This is a genomic window from Lewinella sp. 4G2, from assembly GCF_001625015.1.
In the GTDB taxonomy this organism is placed as follows: Bacteria; Bacteroidota; Bacteroidia; order Chitinophagales; family Saprospiraceae; genus Neolewinella.
In genome coordinates this window covers 3,556,550-3,573,305 of the sequence record NZ_LVWJ02000014.1, presented here as the reverse complement: position 1 = coordinate 3,573,305, position 16,756 = coordinate 3,556,550, and the positions used below count along the sequence as shown (strand labels likewise).

Here is a 16,756-nt window from a genome sequence, read left to right as displayed (position 1 = left end):
ACTACGTCCAGCCGATGGGATTAGTCTTCTACCGTTACTTGCCATCTTCCGCCGCACCTGCGGCAGCGCCCTTAAACCTTCAAAATTCTAACGCACCTGAAACTACTAGATACTCCACCCACAGTCCCTTCTATGGTTATTGACCAGTCATTGATTCTTGCTAAACGCGAAAAATTGGAAGCCTGCAAGGCCTACCTCAAGGAGGAGTTTGTAGGTATCGATTCGATCATCGACGAATTGATCAATTACCTTCAGGTGTGGTATCTGCTGCCAGAGATCCTGACGCGGCCGGTGATCGTGAACCTGTGGGGTATGACTGGCGTGGGTAAGACTGACCTCGTCAGAAAAATGGTGCGCTTTTTAGATTTTCAGGACCGCTTTGCGGAGATTGAACTCAGCACCGGAGACGGCGGAACGAGTTGGAACGATACCGTATTCAATATGCTCGGCGAGCATGAGTTGAATAACGGCAAGCCAGCGATCGTGCTTTTCGATGAGATACAGCGCTTTAGCACCGTTGACGATAACGGCGCGCCCATTGTGCAGGCCAAGTACAATGACTTCTGGGAATTGTTGAGCGACGGACGCCTCAGCCGTAAGACGCGGGAGGACCTCGACACGACGCTCTACAACTACCTGAGCATGCGGAAGACCCGCGAGGAAGCTCGGAAAAAGGGTACGGAATCCGCACAGTCCGGCAAAATCACCACGTGGGAGGCCATCCAAATGAAACGGAATCTGATGCTGACCCAAAGCGTCATGGAACTTACGGAGATGACCGAGGACGACGTCATCGACATGATTCTGCGCGCGAAGGAGGAGAAGAAGATCTACGAGCCTATCAACCACGCCAAAACGTTGATCATTATCAGCGGTAACCTGGATGAGGCCTTCAATATGGCCGGCCAAACCAGCGAGGCGGATATTGACGCAGACATCTTCCACGCCTTCTCGGAGAAGGTTTCCATTGTGGACATCAAGAATGCGCTTTCCCGGAAATTCCGGCCGGAACAGGTAGCCCGCTTTGGTAATATTCATTTGATCTACCGTAGTCTCAAACGGGAACACTTTGAGATCCTGATCCAAAAGGAAATTGACCGGGTTACCGGCAATCTTCAAGAGCGTGTAGGTTTACGCGTCGAGGTAGATCCGTCCGTAAATGAGTTGATCTACCGCAACGGGGTTTTCCCCGTGCAGGGGGTGCGGCCAGTGTTTAGTTCAGTCATTGACATTTTGGAGGCTAATCTGAGCACCTTCATGTTCGAGGCTTTGATGGTTAATCAGCATCACATCACGGTTAGCTACGATAGGCAAGGCAAAGCGTTGATTGGTAAATTTGGCCCCCACGAGAAATCAATCAAATATGTCGGACGGATCGACGCCGTACGCCAGAGCAACGAGGCCGATGTTACGGCTAATATTTCCGTACACGAGTGCGGCCACGCCGTGGTGTATATGGCCCTCACGGGAATGGTGCCCCTGCAGCTGAAAAGCCGGGTAGCCAACAGCTATGCGGGTGGTTTCACCTTCCCTCACCAGATGCATTCTACCAAAAAGAGCTTGCTGGATAAGGCCAAAATCTACCTCGCGGGTGGACTGGCCGAAGAATTGATTTTCGGTGCTGATCACGCTAGCGTCGGGCGCGTACACGACCGTATGGAGGCTTCGGGCATCCTGAATGATTACTTCCGCCAGTTTGGTTTCGACGAGAATTTCCAGGCGGTGTACAGCACGGAACACTACCCACACAAGATGGACTGGAAGGTGACTGATGAGCCCGTAGAAACACTGATGCGAGCCTTAGTAGCGGAGACCCATCAGTTGCTGGAAACGCACCGAGCGCTGTTGCTTGAACTGAGTCAATCACTGAATGAACACGGCTCATTAGAGGCGGAGGAAATCAAACCGATTGCGGTGCAACACGGATTGAATGTTGATATCTACCCCGAAGGCCATTTATACATCAATAACTACCGTGAGCGTCTTTAGATCCTGAGCAGTGGATGAGATAGGTACGCTCCCGATGCGCTCGGGAACCGATAAGCTGAAATGCTGAAATGCTGAAGGCGCTGCCGCGGGTGCAGTGTCATTGGACTGACTTTCACAAGATACTGTCTGATAACTTGCGGCATTTGACTTTCCCGCGATGTAGGAGGATTAACGAAGTAAATTGTAATAGTACTGAGCCTGCATTACCTATGAATTTGCGATCTTATTTACTCATCCAGCTTTTTCTCATTTGGGGACTGTCGGTTTCCGGGCAAACCAGGCAACTGCTGGTTCAATGGAATATTGATGGCACGACGGGTAAGATGCTGAATAGTGAGCTACCACTCTTTGGATTGGCATCCCGCAAACTGATTGTACCCGACGCGGGCATCGAACTACTCATTTTCGTTGATGAGGCAAAAGCTAACCTGGCTGCACATCAATTGGCATCAAATCCAATTGTTCTGCACGTGCAACGTGATCGCACCGTAGACTTTCGTAATCAGCCGAACGATGCCCAGTATTGGCGGCAAGCAAACAACCTGGATCGAACTGGCTTTACCGATGCCTGGAACCTGACGACCGGCGGGCAAACGCCCGATGGCCACGACATCGTAATCGCCGTGCTTGACGGCGGCTTCCAAACCAATCATCCGGACCTAAAGGCTAATCTTTGGACTAATCCAGCCGAAATACCAGACGATGGTAGAGATAATGATGGGAATGGATACGTCGACGACCGTTATGGCTGGAATATGGTGGACGGCACTCAGCGACTTAAGGTTGGGACGCACGGAACGCAGGTCATTGGTACGCTCGGTGCCGTAGGCGACAATGAACTTGGTATTACGGGGACTAATTGGAATACCAAGATGATGCTTTTCAGCATCCAACGTGAGTCACAGATCATTGAGGCTTACGAATACGTCCGCCAACAACGGAAACTATGGAATGAGACCCAGGGTAGGGAAGGGGCTTTCGTTGTCGCAACCAACGCCAGTTTTGGCGTCGAAGGTGGCACCTGCGACCAGTATCCGCTCTGGGGAGCCATGTACGACAAATTGGGAGCAGAAGGAATCCTCACGGCTGCAGCTACCGCTAACTTTAGTTGGGACGTAGATGAGCGGGGCGACATGCCTTCCGATTGCGAGACGGACTATCTGCTCAGCGTAGCTAACGTGGATACGCTGGATCGCTTGTACCGAATGTCCGCTTACGGCCGGGAGAACGTGGATCTTGGTGCTCCGGGAGAAGGCAGTTACAGCACGTTACCGGGGAATCAATTTGGTGGCTTTGGCAATACGAGCGCTGCCGCCCCATACGTGACAGGTGCCATTGCGTTGTTGTATTCCAGCCCCTGCCCCAGCTTTCACGACAAGGTGAAGACTGATCCTGCAGAGGCAGCTTTGATGATTCGGGATGTTCTACTAGCTGGAACAAAGACCCTTCCTTCCTTAGAATTCAGGACCAGTAGTGGTGGTATGCTCAACGTCGCCAAGAGCCAGGAATTACTTATTGAACTGTGTGAAGACGGTGAGGAGAGCGAACTAGCTGTTGCTAACGTAAGCCCCAACCCCACCAGTGACTTTACGGTAATCACCTTAAATAAATTGGTAATCAGTAATGAAGTGAGCGTACGCGTTTTTGACTTGAATGGGCGATTAGTGAGCACTCAGCGCCCAATAAGAATACCGGGCACGCCGGTTCAATTAGGGGTGAACCTTGGAGAGTTACCAAGCGGCTACTACCAAGTAATGGTAATTGAAAGAGAGGAAAGCACAACTACTCGAGTGATCGTGCACTAGAGATATTCTCGTGAAAGCCCGCCACTGAAATAGGTGGAGTTAGGGTTGTTACTCATCCAGTAATTTCTCAAAATTATACTGTAAATATCTTGCTACCTATCTAATTGGTGCCACTATCTTTGTTTAAAGTATAAGCTATGGCTGAAGAAGGCAATATTGAATTGGTTGTGGTCGACCGCCACGGAGAAGCTCACGAGTTGGAAGCCCCAACGGACATGAACATGAATTTGATGGAGGTTTGCAAAGCCTACGAGCTACCCGTTAAAGGCACGTGTGGGGGGATGGCACTCTGTAGCACCTGCCATTGCTACGTGCTATCCAATACTGAACTCCCGGAAATGGGGGAGGATGAGGAGGATATGCTCGACCAAGCTTTTTTCGTGGAGGACAATTCTCGCCTTGGTTGTCAGTTGCAGATGACGCCCGCGCTGAATGGATTACGCGTCCAGCTCGCACCCGAGGCGGACGATTAATTTTTCCAAAAACAAGATTAAACTTTGCCGTTTAAATTCTAGTTGTATATTTGCAGCCCCTTAACGAAGGGTGATAATAAAATAACAGCGCGGGGTGGAGCAGTTGGTAGCTCGTCGGGCTCATAACCCGAAGGTCACAGGTTCGAGTCCTGTCCCCGCTACTCAGTAAAACCGTTGTCGGCTTAGGCCGGCAGCGGTTTTTTTTATGTTTCAACGGGAAGTGCTTCCGGGAGCAACCAAGTCCAACGTTAAAGCATTTGCTTTCTATACAACAGATACCCAACGCCCCTTATGGCTACAGTAAAATTTACCTTTGAGGATAAGTCCATCGCCCCCAAGATCGTCGAAAACGTCGAGGCGGACATTAGCATCCTCGAAGTGACGGAGGATAACGATATCCACCTTAACCACAACTGCGGAGAAGTTTGTGCTTGCAGCACTTGCCACATCTACGTGCTTTCCGGTGAGGACGCGCTGGAAGAAATCAGCGATAAGGAAGAGGACTTCATTGACCGGGCCATTAATCCCCGTTTAGAAAGCCGGCTCGGATGCCAGGCTGTCATCCTCGACGAAGATGCTACCATTGAAGTGGAGATTCCCGACCAGAAGCAAATCATCGGCCACGAGCACTAGTGCCGGCTCCAGTCCTCATCCACAACTCACTACCAAATTACTACCCCTTGAGCTTTAAAGATTTTGACGATTTCCCATTCGGTTGGGCGGACCACGAAGATATTGCCATGGCCCTCTACGACCGTTTTGGTGACGAGTTTGGTCAGGACCGGATCTATCGCATTCGCTTCACCGATCTGCTCACGTGGATCCTGGAAATCCCCAGTTTCACCGGTACCAAGGAAGGCTCGACGGAGGAACACCTGGAGCAGATCCAGGCTAAGTGGGTCTACGAATGGCGGGACAACCAGTAAACGCCCGTGAACGATCTCGAGAAATTCCAACCCATCACCACCTTCATCTTCGACGTTGATGGGGTACTGACCAATTCCCAACTCCTCGTGCAGGAAGATGGGAGTTTACTGCGGAGCATGAACGTGCGGGATGGCTACGCCATTAAACGGGCCATCGAGCAGGGGTACAAGGTTGCCATCATTACTGGTGGGAAAAGTGAGGGCGTCGTTAGCCGCCTGGAAAATCTGGGTGTCGTTAACCTTTACTACGGGATCAAGGATAAGGTAGCCGCCTACCGGGAGTTCATGTACCTTTACGAGGATGAGATCACCTTTGAAAACGTCCTCTTTATGGGGGACGATATGGTGGACCTGCAAGTCATGAAACTCGTCGGATTACCCGCCTGCCCGAACGACGCCTGTCCGGAGATCCTTGGTATTTCCCAATACGTCAGCCACGCCAAGGGGGGCTACGGGGCTGCCCGCGACGTGATCGAGCGCGTCCTGAAGCTCCATGGGAAGTGGATGCCTTCCGATACGGACGATGGGGACGGTCTCCCCACTAGCGTGTGACTCAATTCCGTTCCGTTTTCCATCTTGCTTAGGGATTATTCCCCTCCCCATTTTATTGCACCTGCGGCAGCGCCCAGAAAAACTTCGGTATCCACCCGCCACTATGAGATCGCTTTGCATCTACTGGTGCAATGCACCATTTGAAGATTTCGACCCTATTCTTTTTCCTGTTTTTAATGCCTTCTTGTACTAACCCCGTCGCGCCGGAGACGGCAGAGCGAGAGCAGTATATCGTCATTTCCAATGATCTAGGCCTACGCGGCGGATTTATTGACCAGGGAAACATCATCACCTGGGAGGATGCCGGGATTACCGTGACATCGGCGATGGACCCGAATTACGTGCGCAAGTATGCGCTGCAAGATTCGTTAATCGTTGAAGGAGATGCACCTTCAGACTACTGGAGTTGGCAGCGTAAATCAGCGGAGACCATTACCGTATATGACCCTGCTGCCCAGAATCGCCATACTCTCCTACAATTACGTAACTATAAACCAGCGGTGAATCTGGACAGCGCACTTCGGCACGCGGCCCTGCGCCCACTTGCTGCGCCGGAACGATTTGCCCTGCAGAAAGAATCGGTGGACTATTACGTGCCGATGGAAAATGGGAAGGGCTGTGTGGTCAATAAATCCTACCGCATTGGTTTCCTGCAGCGCCAAGTAAAGGATGGTGTTCTGAACATGGGTGAAGATTTTTATCAACTCAATGAAGGGAAAGGACAAATCTACCGGGTGAGAAATGAATTCATCCAACCCATCCTGGCTACGGAATACGGGGAGGCGAACCACCGGGTGCTATTGATTGATTCCATCAGCACTGACCCGTTGACGATAATTGGCCGTAGGGTAAATACTTCCTCTTTTGGTCGACCGCAGGAGGTCGCACTTTCGGCTCTCGTCACGAATACCTCCCAGATTATTAGTGACCTTTCTGATTTCCAAGGACAAACGTCACCCCTAATAAGTACCGTTAAGGAGAAGCGGAGTGAATGGGCATCAGTAAGCTTTTCGGGAGACGAAGCCCGTAGGGGTATTTACCTGCCTGACTTCGAAACGCAGGAACTTACCTTGAGACTGGAAGGGCAAAATGGCTACTCCATTCTGACGCCGGACCGGACGATTGCGACCGGAAGCCTTTCCGCTCATCCGAGCGCGCCAGTGTTACGGAGTGGGGATACGTGCGATCCAAACCATTACGTCACTTACGTAGTCTCGGGTGATTCGTTGACACTGAAGTTCCCATTGCGCGTACACTTGCCGATGAATATGGAGAAGCAAGTTGGTAGTGTGTCTGGTAACGAGGCAGTGATGTACACTTATGAGGAATTTGCGGCCACCTTCGTTAAAAATCGGGCTGTGGAATTAGTACAGTAGATGAAGCGGAAGACAAGCTTGCACCCGATGGGAGTCGGCGGAATGAATAACCGACCCATCCGCTCTAACTAAAATGAGGAAGTAGGCGGTATTTGATACATTCTGTTTTTATACTTGTCGGTGCTCATTGTATATTCGCCCACTGAATAAAACAGCAGCATGTCCACACCCGCTACCCAAACGCCTCCGAATTATCTTGATGGCCTAAATGACGTGCAGCGTGCTGCCGTGACGACCACGGAAGGACCAGTTTTGGTGGTTGCGGGGCCCGGTTCGGGTAAGACGCGGGTGCTGACGTTTCGGATTGCCCACCTCATCGAGAAAGGGGCGGCGCCCTGGGAAATCCTGGCGCTGACGTTTACCAATAAGGCAGCCCGAGAGATGAAGGAGCGGATCAGTAAAGTCGTAGGAAACCGTGCGGGCAATATCTGGGCGGGCACCTTCCACAGTCTCTTCGCCCGGATCTTGCGGGTAGAGGCGAAGCACATCGGCTACCCAAGCAACTTTACGATTTACGACACGGACGATACGAAGAGCCTGATCAACCAGATCCTCAAAGAGATGAATCTGGATAAGAAGGTGTACCAAGCTAATGCGATCAAGAATCGGATCAGCAGTGCGAAATCCAGCCTGATTACCCCAAAGCTATACTCCGCCAACGAACAACTGCTCGCCGAGGACAAGGCCGCAAACATGCCGCTGGTCTACAAGATTTACACGGCCTACGTCAACCGCTGTAAGAAGGCGGGCGCGATGGACTTTGACGATCTGCTTTTCCGCCTTTTCGAGCTGTTCCAGAACCATCCTGACGTTGTCGGGAAGTACCGTAAGAAATTCAAGTACGTGTTGGTGGATGAGTTTCAGGACACAAATACGCTACAATATGCGATCGTAAAAAAGCTGGTCCAGTACCCCGACAGCCCCCGTAACATCTGCGTGGTGGGTGATGATGCGCAGTCGATCTACGCCTTCCGGGGAGCGACGATCCAGAATATCCTGGATTTTGAGCAGGACTTCTCCCAATTTGGCATCCAAACCTTTAAACTCGAGCAGAATTACCGGAGCACCGAGAACATCGTTGCAACCGCCAACGCCGTCATCAGCAATAATCGACGGCAGATCCAGAAAAAGATCTGGTCGGACAAAGGGCTGGGGGAGAAGATCAAGGTCATCCGGGAAATGGATGATAGCGGGGAAGGCCGCCGTGTGGCCGATACTATCCTGGAACAAAAGAACCGCCACCACTTGGCGAATGAGGACATCGCCATTCTTTACCGTACCAATGCACAGTCGCGGATCTTTGAAGAGTACCTCCGCCGGTTCAACATTGCGTACCGGGTGTACGGAGGAATGAGCTTCTACCAACGGAAGGAGGTAAAAGATATGGTCGCGTACCTGCGCCTGGTCGTGAATCCTAATGACGAGGAGGCTTTCCGCCGTACCATCAACTACCCGAAGCGGGGTATTGGCGGAACCAGCGTAGCCAAAGTCATTACCTTGGCCGGTCAGCAAAACATGACGGCCTTCGACGCGCTGAAGCACGTAAACCTGCCCACCAGGACGCGGCATAAGGCGGATGGCTTCATCGACATGATCGAGAAAGCCCGCACCAAGGTAGATACGGCTGATGCGTACGAAATTGCTGACCTCGTCGCCAAACGATCGGGCTTGCTGGATCTGTACCGTAATGACACTTCAATTGAAGGGATGGCCCGGCTGGAGAACTTCCAAAGTTTGCTGGATGGCATCAAGAGCTTTGTTGAAGAGGACACCGTTATTGACACGGAAACTTTGCCCGATAAATCGCTGGCTACCTACCTGCAAAACATTGCGCTGCTGACGGATTTTGATTCGGATACCAGCCAGAACAGCACGGACGTAGTGACGCTAATGTCCGTCCACGCCGCCAAGGGCCTCGAATACAAGTCGGTATTTGTAGTTGGACTCGAAGAAAAGCTCTTCCCTTCCTGGATGAGTATGGACTCGCTGGACGGGATGGACGAAGAGCGCCGACTTTTCTACGTGGCCATCACGCGTGCCGAGCAATTCCTGACGCTATCCTATGCTAACACCCGCTACCGCTACGGGAAAATGGTGATGAATGAGCCGAGCCGATTCTTAGCCGAAATCCCTGCGGATGCCATCGAGAGTACCACGCACAGCCGTACGCGGAGCCAGGGCCACGAGTACGACCCGGTACAGCGACAACGTGCGCGGGTGACGGGCATTACGCCACCGGTCAGAGCACGCGGAACGGCCAAATTCGCAAAACCCAAGATCGATCCCGCTGACTTCAAGCCAAGTCCTATTGCCGATATTGAGGCTGGCGCCAGGGTACTGCACCTCAAGTTTGGGGAGGGTAGGGTGACCAAAGTAGACGGCGGTGCCGGTAACCGAATCGCTACCATTCACTTCAGCGACTTACCCCAACCGGAGAAGCGCATTATGCTGAAGTTTGCCAAACTGCAAGTCATGCCGTAATGAACTTAGCCACCGCTGTAAGTTTTCGGTCCAAAGCACCACCGCGAAGTAGTAGCGAAGCTAAAGCACCACCACGAAGTAGCAGCGAAGCTAAAGCACCAAAAAAATCCCCCTCCTCAATCGACCTTTTCCCCCCAAAGGCGTTCGGTGTAAAAACAACCATTCAACAATGTTCAGACTTACTACCATTCTGGCCCTTTGCCTGTTTGCCTTTACCGCTTGCCAAGACACTGCCTCTACGAGTACCGACGAAGAAACTACGGTGGATACCACGCCTAATCCCGTTGCTCCGGTAGCCTCGGATACGGAAGTGACCGGTGAGAACTTCGTGATCAAGACCATCGACGGCGAGATCAAATCACCCCGTAAGGAGCTGGAAGGGCAGATTGCCAATGTTCCCGTTACTATCAACTACGGTAGCCCAGCGGTGAATGACCGTACGATCTACGGCGACCTCGTCCCCTACGAAAAGGTATGGCGCACCGGTGCCAACGAAGCGACTCGCATCACCTTTAAAGAACCCGTGCTTGTGGGTAAGGAAGGCAAGAAGCTTGCCGCCGGCACCTACGCGCTATTTACTCGCCCCAACAGCAAAACGGACTGGACGGTCATGTTCAACAAGAAAGCTGACCAGTGGGGTGCTTACGACTACGATGAGAAGGATGACGTAGTAGTCATCAAGGGTATGTCTCAGGAGCTTGGTTCCTCAGCGGAACGTATGGACTTCGCGCTTGACGGTGACAACATCAAGCTGATGTGGGCCGACCTCGCCGTAATGTTCCCCGTACAGAAGGCAGCTAAGTAAGCTGACCTTATACTAGTTATCCGTCCCCTTGGGGCGGCCGAACAAATCTTGCCCCGCCGGAGCCTTCCCAGCTTCGCGCGGGGCTTCTTCGTATTTGTGGTCGAACACTTTTTCTACTTCGAACCAAATGCCCTGGTCATCCAGCTCCAAGGAGTGGTAGCTACCATCCGGCACGTTGACGGGGCCTTCACCACTATTTCCTGGCATCATCACCAGGTTCTCGTAAATGATCCGATTGTTGTAGATGTCGTGGCGCATCACGACGGCGGACTCCGCACCGTACATCAGAATGATCCGTTTCCGATCTTCCATTAACAATCCCTCGGGGGTATACGTACGAAAAACCGGGGCGCCGAAACTGGGTTTGCCAAACTGATCGAAGGTCAGCACATCCAGAATCTTCTGGCGGCGGAACTTACCATAGCGATCGAAACCGAAGAGGAAGTACATGGTCTCGCCGTTGTACTTGCCGGCGGGGACGATATCGTAAGTCACGTAGCCCAGCCAATTGTCGGGCGTCAGCACCACGTTTTCCGGGTTTTCCCGTAGTTCATCGCCACGGTCCATTAGGGGAATCAGCTTCAATTTGGACTCATTAAACTGGATGGCCCCGTAGTGTCGATAGAGGTCGGCATCCACGTGTAGCTCCCAGCTGAAGATGCGAAATTTTTGATCTGGTGACTCCTTTACGACGACTCCCCGCAAGGAATCAAAAGGGTAGGAGTAGCTATTGGGCGTCTTCAGTGTCTCCACGAGTTCCTTGATCAGTTCCCGACACGCCGCAAAGCGCTGGTCGGCGGAGCTATCCGTATGCATTACGTAGGATAGGCCCACCAGTTTCTCTTCCTGGGCCTGTACCTCCCGCATCGCTTTCTTACTCAGACTCTTAGCTTGAGCGGAAAGCACCATTGGCGTGAGGCAGCAAAACAGTAGAATCAGGATAACTCGCATAGTAAGTAGAATGGCCGGTTACAATACGCCGCGGTGCCCGGAAAAGTATATCTTCGGCGGCAACTTTTAGGCTACGGTAACTTTATCGCACCAAAGCACCAAGCACCAAGCACCATAGCACCATAGCACCAAAGCACGAAGTAGCAGCGATAGCTAAAGCACCAACAAACCACCACGAAGTAGCAGCGAAGCTAAAGCTGTAAAGCACCAATCCTTAAACGCTCTCAATGATCACCCTTAGTCATGCAGGAAAGAAAGTCCTCGTCACCGGTTCCAGTAAGGGTGTCGGTGCCGCAACGGCCCGTCTATTCGCGGAGGCAGGTGCACAGGTTGCTATCCATTACTACCGGGATGAAGAAGGAGCGCGTGAGGTAATGTCCAGTCTACCCGGCGAAGGTCACGTATTCTTGCAAGCTGACGTCAGCAAGCCCGAATCCGCCCATCAACTCGTTGAACGGGCCCACGAACAACTCGGAGGATTGGATATTCTCGTCAATAATGCTGGCATTTTTCTCAAGCATTCAGTTGATGGAGGTTTGAGCTTTGATGAGTGGTTCAAGATATTCAAGCTGACCATGAATACAAATCTGATGGGCCCAGCGGCGGCCTCTTTCGCCGCCATCCAACTGATGCGGAAGCAGGGTGGCGGTAAGATCATCAACGTCGGCAGTCGGGGTGCCTACCGTGGCGAGGCGGGGCAGGTCGGCTACGGAGCGGCAAAAGCTGGTCTTCACGCACTTTCCCAGTCGCTCGCCCAGGAGGTGGGGAAGGATAACATTACCGTTCACGCCATCGCTCCGGGATTTATTGAGACAGCCATGGCCCGCCCTCACCTGCAGGGTGCGGCGGGCGCAGCCGTGAAGGCGCAAAGCCCGCTCAACCGGGTGGCCACCGTTGATGAAGTCGCGACGGCCATCCTCTTTCTCGCATCGCCGCAAGCGCAATTCACCACCGGTTCGGTAATGGACCTCAACGGAGCGAGTTATCTTCACTAGGTCATGAGCGACAAGCGGCAAATGGTTCTGGATGGTTCGGCGTTGCCCGGTGACTTTGCGGTCTTCGATCACTTCATCCGGCTGGAAGATATGGAGGCGACCGCACAACTGCTCGAAGGCAATAATATCAGCGTAAGACAGTCCAACCAGAATGGTGGGCAGTGGCGGGAGAACGTCATCATGGGTACGGCGCTTCAACCTGCCTACTACCTGGAAATCCCCACAAACAGCTTTGCTGCGGCGCGCTACCTGATCCGGGAGGCCGCCGAAGATGCCTGGACGGGAGATGCCATCCTCAGCCACCCCTACGCGGATTATACCGACGAGAGCTTGCTCGCCATCCTCGACCGGGAAGAGCGGTACGGGATTGAATCCGCCGTGGTAGCGCGCAACTTGCTGCTGCGCCGGGGCGTAGATTTGGAGTTACGTCCTATCCGAGATCGCCTTCGGGAACGGCAGTCCGCGCTGAGTGAAGGCCGGGAGGCTCCACTGTGGCAGGTCGTATTTGTGGCCCTGTTGGGACTGGCTTCCAGCCTGGTCTTCCAACCAATTTTGCTGTTATTCGCCGCGGGCATGTCGCTCAATTACTCCCGCGCGACCATCAAATCGGTCAACGGCGAAAAGTATTTCAAGTACGGGGCGCTGACGCGGGTGCGGGGCAAATGGATCGGGTGGCTCCTCATAATAGGCTTCATACTCGGTCTGGTGAACGCGCTCTACGGACACTGGATTCCCGTAACGCCAGTAAGAACGTGGTGGTGGATCTGGCGCTAGATTGGTGAAATAGACTACCATTGATGGTGCAGCCCTTAGCAGAGAACGGCAATCCACCAAAAGCAATCCTTTGCACTTTCTTCGGGGACACATTTACCGCCTGACATTCCCCACCGGCCAGTAAAATTGGGTAAGTTCACCTTCGTAATGAGGCTGCGTTACGGTGAAAATACCGTCGCACCAGCCACGATGTTTTCACTTTCGCTTTAAGTCGACCACCCACATGCCTACCCCCAAAGACCAAAACGCTACGGCGTACTGGAAGGAAAACCTCCGCTACCTGACAATCCTGCTGGTGATCTGGTTCCTCGTCTCCTACGGTGCGGGAATACTCTTTAAAGAACAGCTGGACGGCTTCAGACTCGGAGGCTTTAAACTTGGATTTTGGTTCGCGCAGCAGGGATCGATCTACGTATTCGTAGTACTCATTTTCGTGTACGTCCGGCTCATGAATAAGTTGGATAAGAAGTACGGCTACGACGAAGGGTGATACAGCTTTACGTAAAGTGTTATTCCTGAATTTGATCTCCCCATTACCGTCCGGACCCACCTCAATTTAAGCTCATGAACGTTCAAACCTGGACCTACCTACTGGTCGGGCTCACCTTCACCCTGTACATCGGGATTGCTATCTGGTCAAGGGCCGGTTCCACCAAGGAGTTCTACGTAGCTGGCGGTGGCGTATCTCCCCTGGCCAACGGAATGGCAACCGCCGCGGACTGGATGAGCGCCGCCTCCTTCCTCTCCATGGCGGGCATCATCGCTTTCTCCGGCTACGATGGTTCCGTCTACCTGATGGGTTGGACGGGGGGCTACGTTCTGCTGGCTCTCCTACTCGCCCCATACCTGAGGAAGTTCGGCAAATTCACCGTACCCGATTTCATTGGGGACAGGTACTACTCGAATACCGCCCGACTGGTCGCCGTCTTTTGTGCCCTGCTGGTTTCCTTCACCTACGTAGCCGGGCAGATGCGGGGGGTAGGCCTGGTGTTTTCCCGCTTCCTGGAGGTCGACATCAATACCGGAGTCATCATCGGCATGATCATCGTACTTTTTTACGCTGTCCTTGGGGGCATGAAGGGAATCACCTACACGCAGGTAGCTCAGTACTGCGTCCTCATTTTTGCCTTCATGGTGCCGGCCATCTTTATCTCCTTACAGATGACGGGCAACCCAATTCCACAGTTGGGGATGGGTAGTACCCTCGCGGATGGCTCCGGCACTTTCCTGCTGGATAAACTGGACGGCCTGAGTACTCAACTTGGTTTCAGTGCCTACACCGATGGATCTAAATCAACGATGGATGTTTTCGCCATCACCTTGGCCCTTATGGTTGGTACGGCGGGTTTGCCGCACGTGATCGTCCGCTTCTTTACGGTTAAAAGGGTGAAGGATGCCCGTAAGAGTGCCGGATACGCACTGCTGCTGATCGCCATCCTCTACACGGCAGCGCCGGCCATCGCCGTATTCGCCAAAACGAATATGATCGACAGCGTGGCGGGCAAGGCCTACACGGAGCAACCCGCCTGGCTGAAGAATTACGAAGGCATCGGCCTCATCGCCTGGACGGATAAAAATAACGACGGAATCGTCCAGTATGGCCCCGGTTCCGCTTTCGTTGGGAAGCCGGCCTATGACGGAGAAGTCCGGGCTGCCAACGGGGCACGAGTCACCACGAACGCTAATCCGGCTACCGCTAACGAACTGTACGTCGACCGCGACATCATGGTCCTGGCCAACCCCGAGATCGCCAACTTGCCGGATTGGGTTATTGCCCTTGTTGCCGCGGGAGCTCTTGCCGCTGCGCTCTCAACGGCCGCCGGTTTGCTCCTGGTGATTTCCGCCTCCGTATCTCACGATCTCATCAAAAAGGTCGTCAACCCAAACATCACTGAGCGGGGGGAATTGATTGCCGCTCGCCTGAGCGCCGTCGCTGCCGTTTGCGTGGCGGGCTACTTCGGCATCAATCCGCCCGGCTTCGTTGCCGCCGTAGTCGCTTTGGCTTTCGGACTAGCCGCAGCTTCCTTCTTCCCGGCTATCATCCTGGGCATCTTCTATAAGCGGATGAATAAAGAGGGTGCCATTAGTGGAATGGTCGTAGGCATCATCGCTATGCTTCTGTACATGATCAAGTACAAACTGGGTTGGTTCGACGAGGTGCTGCCTCCAAGCAGTGAATGGTGGTTCGGTATCAGCCCGGAGGGTTTCGGCACCATTGCCATGCTGATCAACTTCGTCGTTAGTTTGATGGTCTGTTACTTCACGGCTCCGCCGCCATTGGAGGTACAGGAGATTGTGGAGAATATTCGTATTCCTAGTGGGGCGGGGGAGGCGACGCATTAGTCGGTTTCTAGTTTCTAGTTGCTAGTGGGTAGTTACTGGTGAACTGGTCCTTTTACTAGCTTCTCAAACGTATCGACTAAATAACTATACCCGTATTTAAACGCAAGTAGATGCATAAAGGACGATTAATCACTATTCCTTAGATGAGCTTTGCAGCAAAACAAGACTATGGCAATTAGAGGATTTACCAAGCTACTCGCTTACAGTAAAGGGGAGGATTTGGCAGTGATGATTCAAGACCTATCACAAGCATTTCCAAAAGAGGAACAGTATAGTCTGACTGATCAAGTTCGGCGATCCTCCCGGTCAGTCTGCGCTAATTTGGCGGAGGCTTACGGAAAGCGACGCTACCCAAAGCACTTCATTTCCAAGGTCACGGATTCGCTCGGAGAAGCAAACGAAACCGTAACCTGGCTGCGTTTCGCCCGACGGTTTAACTACATTGACAATCAACAGTACCTTGCTGCAGAAGTACTGATTGAAGAAATTCTTCGCCTTTTGCAAGCAATGATCAAAGCGCCTGAAAAATTCTGTAAGTACAGAGAATAGTGAGTGGCGCACGAACAATGTTCAGCATGAACACTAGAAACTACCCACTAGAAACTAACAGATAGAAAATTCTGAGACCACAAGCAGTCCAAGCAGGCCAGAAAAAGTAAAATTAGAGTTTCATCCCTTGGGATACCAAAACCGTCCACTTCGCCTGGGTAACTACGTCAGGATCGGGCTGGGCACCGTCATAGTGCTAGCGGCTATCATCCTGTCCGTGTGGCCACGGGGGATAGATATGAAGGAGGTCGATACGGTACGAGTGGCAGGGAAACTTTCGGAAGATCCCGAATTCTTAACCTATCCCAGGCGCGATGAAGACCTAAGGCTGCGATTGGATAAATACGTTGCTGAATTCAAGCTTCCCAAAGGTATCCTGAGAGATGGTTTCGAGCAGCGGTTTAAGCGATTACGACAGGGTGATCAAGTATCACTAGCCATTGAAAAATCGGATACCTCCAGAGTTAATAGCAAGGATGCATCAATCACATTCTATGATATCCGCAGTGAACGAGGAGTACTACTCAGGCACGAGGATTACGTAGAAAATTATAACGAATCCGCCCAAGGTGCCCGCTGGTTCATTATCCTTCTTGGCATTGTCATCGCTGGAGGCGGTTACTTTTCTAGAGACTGATCATTGCACCGAGCTCCCCTCCGTATTTTGCACATCGAGCAACTACCCACTAGAAACTACCTATTAGAAACTCAACACTAGAAACTACCTACTAGAAACT

The 16,756-nt window shown here is 52.4% G+C and carries 16 protein-coding genes and 1 tRNA gene; 16 read left to right on the top strand and 1 reads right to left on the bottom strand.

Annotated elements, in window-relative coordinates:
- Positions 1-150 precede the first annotated feature (150 nt).
- From A3850_RS14765 to A3850_RS14720, 10 genes are all read left to right on the top strand, one after another.
- Complete coding sequence (locus tag A3850_RS14765; RefSeq protein WP_197494069.1) at positions 151-1,989, top strand: hypothetical protein; 1,839 nt, start codon at positions 151-153, stop codon at positions 1,987-1,989.
- Positions 1,990-2,204: 215 nt separating this feature from the next.
- A complete protein-coding gene (locus A3850_RS14760; RefSeq protein WP_197494068.1) occupies positions 2,205-3,794 on the top strand; it encodes a S8 family peptidase in 1,590 nt (529 codons plus the stop codon).
- A 137-nt stretch (positions 3,795-3,931) separates the two neighbouring features.
- Positions 3,932-4,267, top strand: a complete 336-nt coding sequence (locus A3850_RS14755) for a 2Fe-2S iron-sulfur cluster-binding protein (protein WP_068218068.1) — start codon at positions 3,932-3,934, stop codon at positions 4,265-4,267.
- Positions 4,268-4,355: 88 nt separating this feature from the next.
- A tRNA-Met gene (locus A3850_RS14750) sits at positions 4,356-4,428 on the top strand.
- Positions 4,429-4,558: 130 nt separating this feature from the next.
- Positions 4,559-4,900, top strand: coding sequence for a 2Fe-2S iron-sulfur cluster-binding protein (locus A3850_RS14745; RefSeq protein WP_068218066.1), 342 nt, complete (start codon positions 4,559-4,561; stop codon positions 4,898-4,900).
- A gap of 47 nt (positions 4,901-4,947) precedes the next feature.
- Entirely contained in the window at positions 4,948-5,193 is a 246-nt protein-coding gene (iscX, locus tag A3850_RS14740; protein ID WP_076639959.1) for a Fe-S cluster assembly protein IscX, read from the top strand.
- 6 nt (positions 5,194-5,199) lie between these two features.
- Entirely contained in the window at positions 5,200-5,745 is a 546-nt protein-coding gene (locus tag A3850_RS14735) for an HAD family hydrolase (protein WP_068218063.1), read from the top strand.
- 176 nt (positions 5,746-5,921) lie between these two features.
- Complete coding sequence (locus A3850_RS14730; protein WP_157501240.1) at positions 5,922-7,121, top strand: hypothetical protein; 1,200 nt, start codon at positions 5,922-5,924, stop codon at positions 7,119-7,121.
- 159 nt (positions 7,122-7,280) lie between these two features.
- Positions 7,281-9,602 (top strand): ATP-dependent helicase, encoded by a 2,322-nt coding sequence (locus A3850_RS14725; RefSeq protein WP_068218058.1) that lies wholly within the window; start codon positions 7,281-7,283, stop codon positions 9,600-9,602.
- 169 nt (positions 9,603-9,771) lie between these two features.
- Positions 9,772-10,407, top strand: coding sequence for a DUF2911 domain-containing protein (locus tag A3850_RS14720; RefSeq protein WP_068218054.1), 636 nt, complete (start codon positions 9,772-9,774; stop codon positions 10,405-10,407).
- Between the two features lie 12 nt (positions 10,408-10,419).
- Here the strand turns inward: A3850_RS14720 and A3850_RS14715 are convergent, their stop codons facing one another.
- Positions 10,420-11,358: a hypothetical protein gene (locus A3850_RS14715; RefSeq protein ID WP_157501237.1), complete on the bottom strand. Its 939-nt coding sequence runs from the start codon at positions 11,356-11,358 to the stop codon at positions 10,420-10,422.
- 227 nt (positions 11,359-11,585) lie between these two features.
- Here A3850_RS14715 and A3850_RS14710 point away from each other — a divergent pair, with 227 nt between their 5' ends.
- The 6 genes from A3850_RS14710 to A3850_RS14685 all read left to right on the top strand — a co-directional run bounded on the left by A3850_RS14710 (position 11,586) and on the right by A3850_RS14685 (position 16,656).
- A complete protein-coding gene (locus A3850_RS14710) occupies positions 11,586-12,353 on the top strand; it encodes an SDR family NAD(P)-dependent oxidoreductase (RefSeq protein ID WP_068218049.1) in 768 nt (255 codons plus the stop codon).
- 3 nt (positions 12,354-12,356) lie between these two features.
- The gene (locus tag A3850_RS14705) at positions 12,357-13,127 is read left to right on the top strand and encodes a hypothetical protein (RefSeq protein ID WP_068218045.1); all 771 of its coding nucleotides are present in this window, start codon (positions 12,357-12,359) and stop codon (positions 13,125-13,127) included.
- Positions 13,128-13,350: 223 nt separating this feature from the next.
- Entirely contained in the window at positions 13,351-13,617 is a 267-nt protein-coding gene (locus tag A3850_RS14700) for a DUF4212 domain-containing protein (RefSeq protein WP_068218042.1), read from the top strand.
- 74 nt (positions 13,618-13,691) lie between these two features.
- Positions 13,692-15,470 carry a sodium:solute symporter family protein gene (locus A3850_RS14695; RefSeq protein WP_068218040.1) on the top strand — a complete coding sequence of 593 codons (1,779 nt, stop codon included), beginning with the start codon at positions 13,692-13,694 and terminating at the stop codon, positions 15,468-15,470.
- A 168-nt stretch (positions 15,471-15,638) separates the two neighbouring features.
- Entirely contained in the window at positions 15,639-16,019 is a 381-nt protein-coding gene (locus A3850_RS14690; protein WP_068218037.1) for a four helix bundle protein, read from the top strand.
- Positions 16,020-16,146: 127 nt separating this feature from the next.
- Complete coding sequence (locus A3850_RS14685; RefSeq protein WP_068218034.1) at positions 16,147-16,656, top strand: hypothetical protein; 510 nt, start codon at positions 16,147-16,149, stop codon at positions 16,654-16,656.
- Positions 16,657-16,756 lie beyond the last annotated feature (100 nt).

Bases quoted from the DNA above. Each gene is read 5' to 3' on its own strand.
- A3850_RS14725 (WP_068218058.1), top strand. From the start codon at position 7,281: ATGTCCACACCCGCTACCCAAACGCCTCCGAATTATCTTGATGGCCTA.
- A3850_RS14730 (WP_157501240.1), top strand. From the start codon at position 5,922: ATGCCTTCTTGTACTAACCCCGTCGCGCCGGAGACGGCAGAGCGAGAG.
- A3850_RS14745 (WP_068218066.1), top strand. From the start codon at position 4,559: ATGGCTACAGTAAAATTTACCTTTGAGGATAAGTCCATCGCCCCCAAG.
- A3850_RS14690 (WP_068218037.1), top strand. From the start codon at position 15,639: ATGGCAATTAGAGGATTTACCAAGCTACTCGCTTACAGTAAAGGGGAG.
- A3850_RS14720 (WP_068218054.1), top strand. From the start codon at position 9,772: ATGTTCAGACTTACTACCATTCTGGCCCTTTGCCTGTTTGCCTTTACC.
- A3850_RS14755 (WP_068218068.1), top strand. From the start codon at position 3,932: ATGGCTGAAGAAGGCAATATTGAATTGGTTGTGGTCGACCGCCACGGA.
- A3850_RS14705 (WP_068218045.1), top strand. From the start codon at position 12,357: ATGAGCGACAAGCGGCAAATGGTTCTGGATGGTTCGGCGTTGCCCGGT.
- A3850_RS14710 (WP_068218049.1), top strand. From the start codon at position 11,586: ATGATCACCCTTAGTCATGCAGGAAAGAAAGTCCTCGTCACCGGTTCC.
- A3850_RS14700 (WP_068218042.1), top strand. From the start codon at position 13,351: ATGCCTACCCCCAAAGACCAAAACGCTACGGCGTACTGGAAGGAAAAC.
- A3850_RS14715 (WP_157501237.1), bottom strand. From the start codon at position 11,358: ATGCGAGTTATCCTGATTCTACTGTTTTGCTGCCTCACGCCAATGGTG.
- A3850_RS14695 (WP_068218040.1), top strand. From the start codon at position 13,692: ATGAACGTTCAAACCTGGACCTACCTACTGGTCGGGCTCACCTTCACC.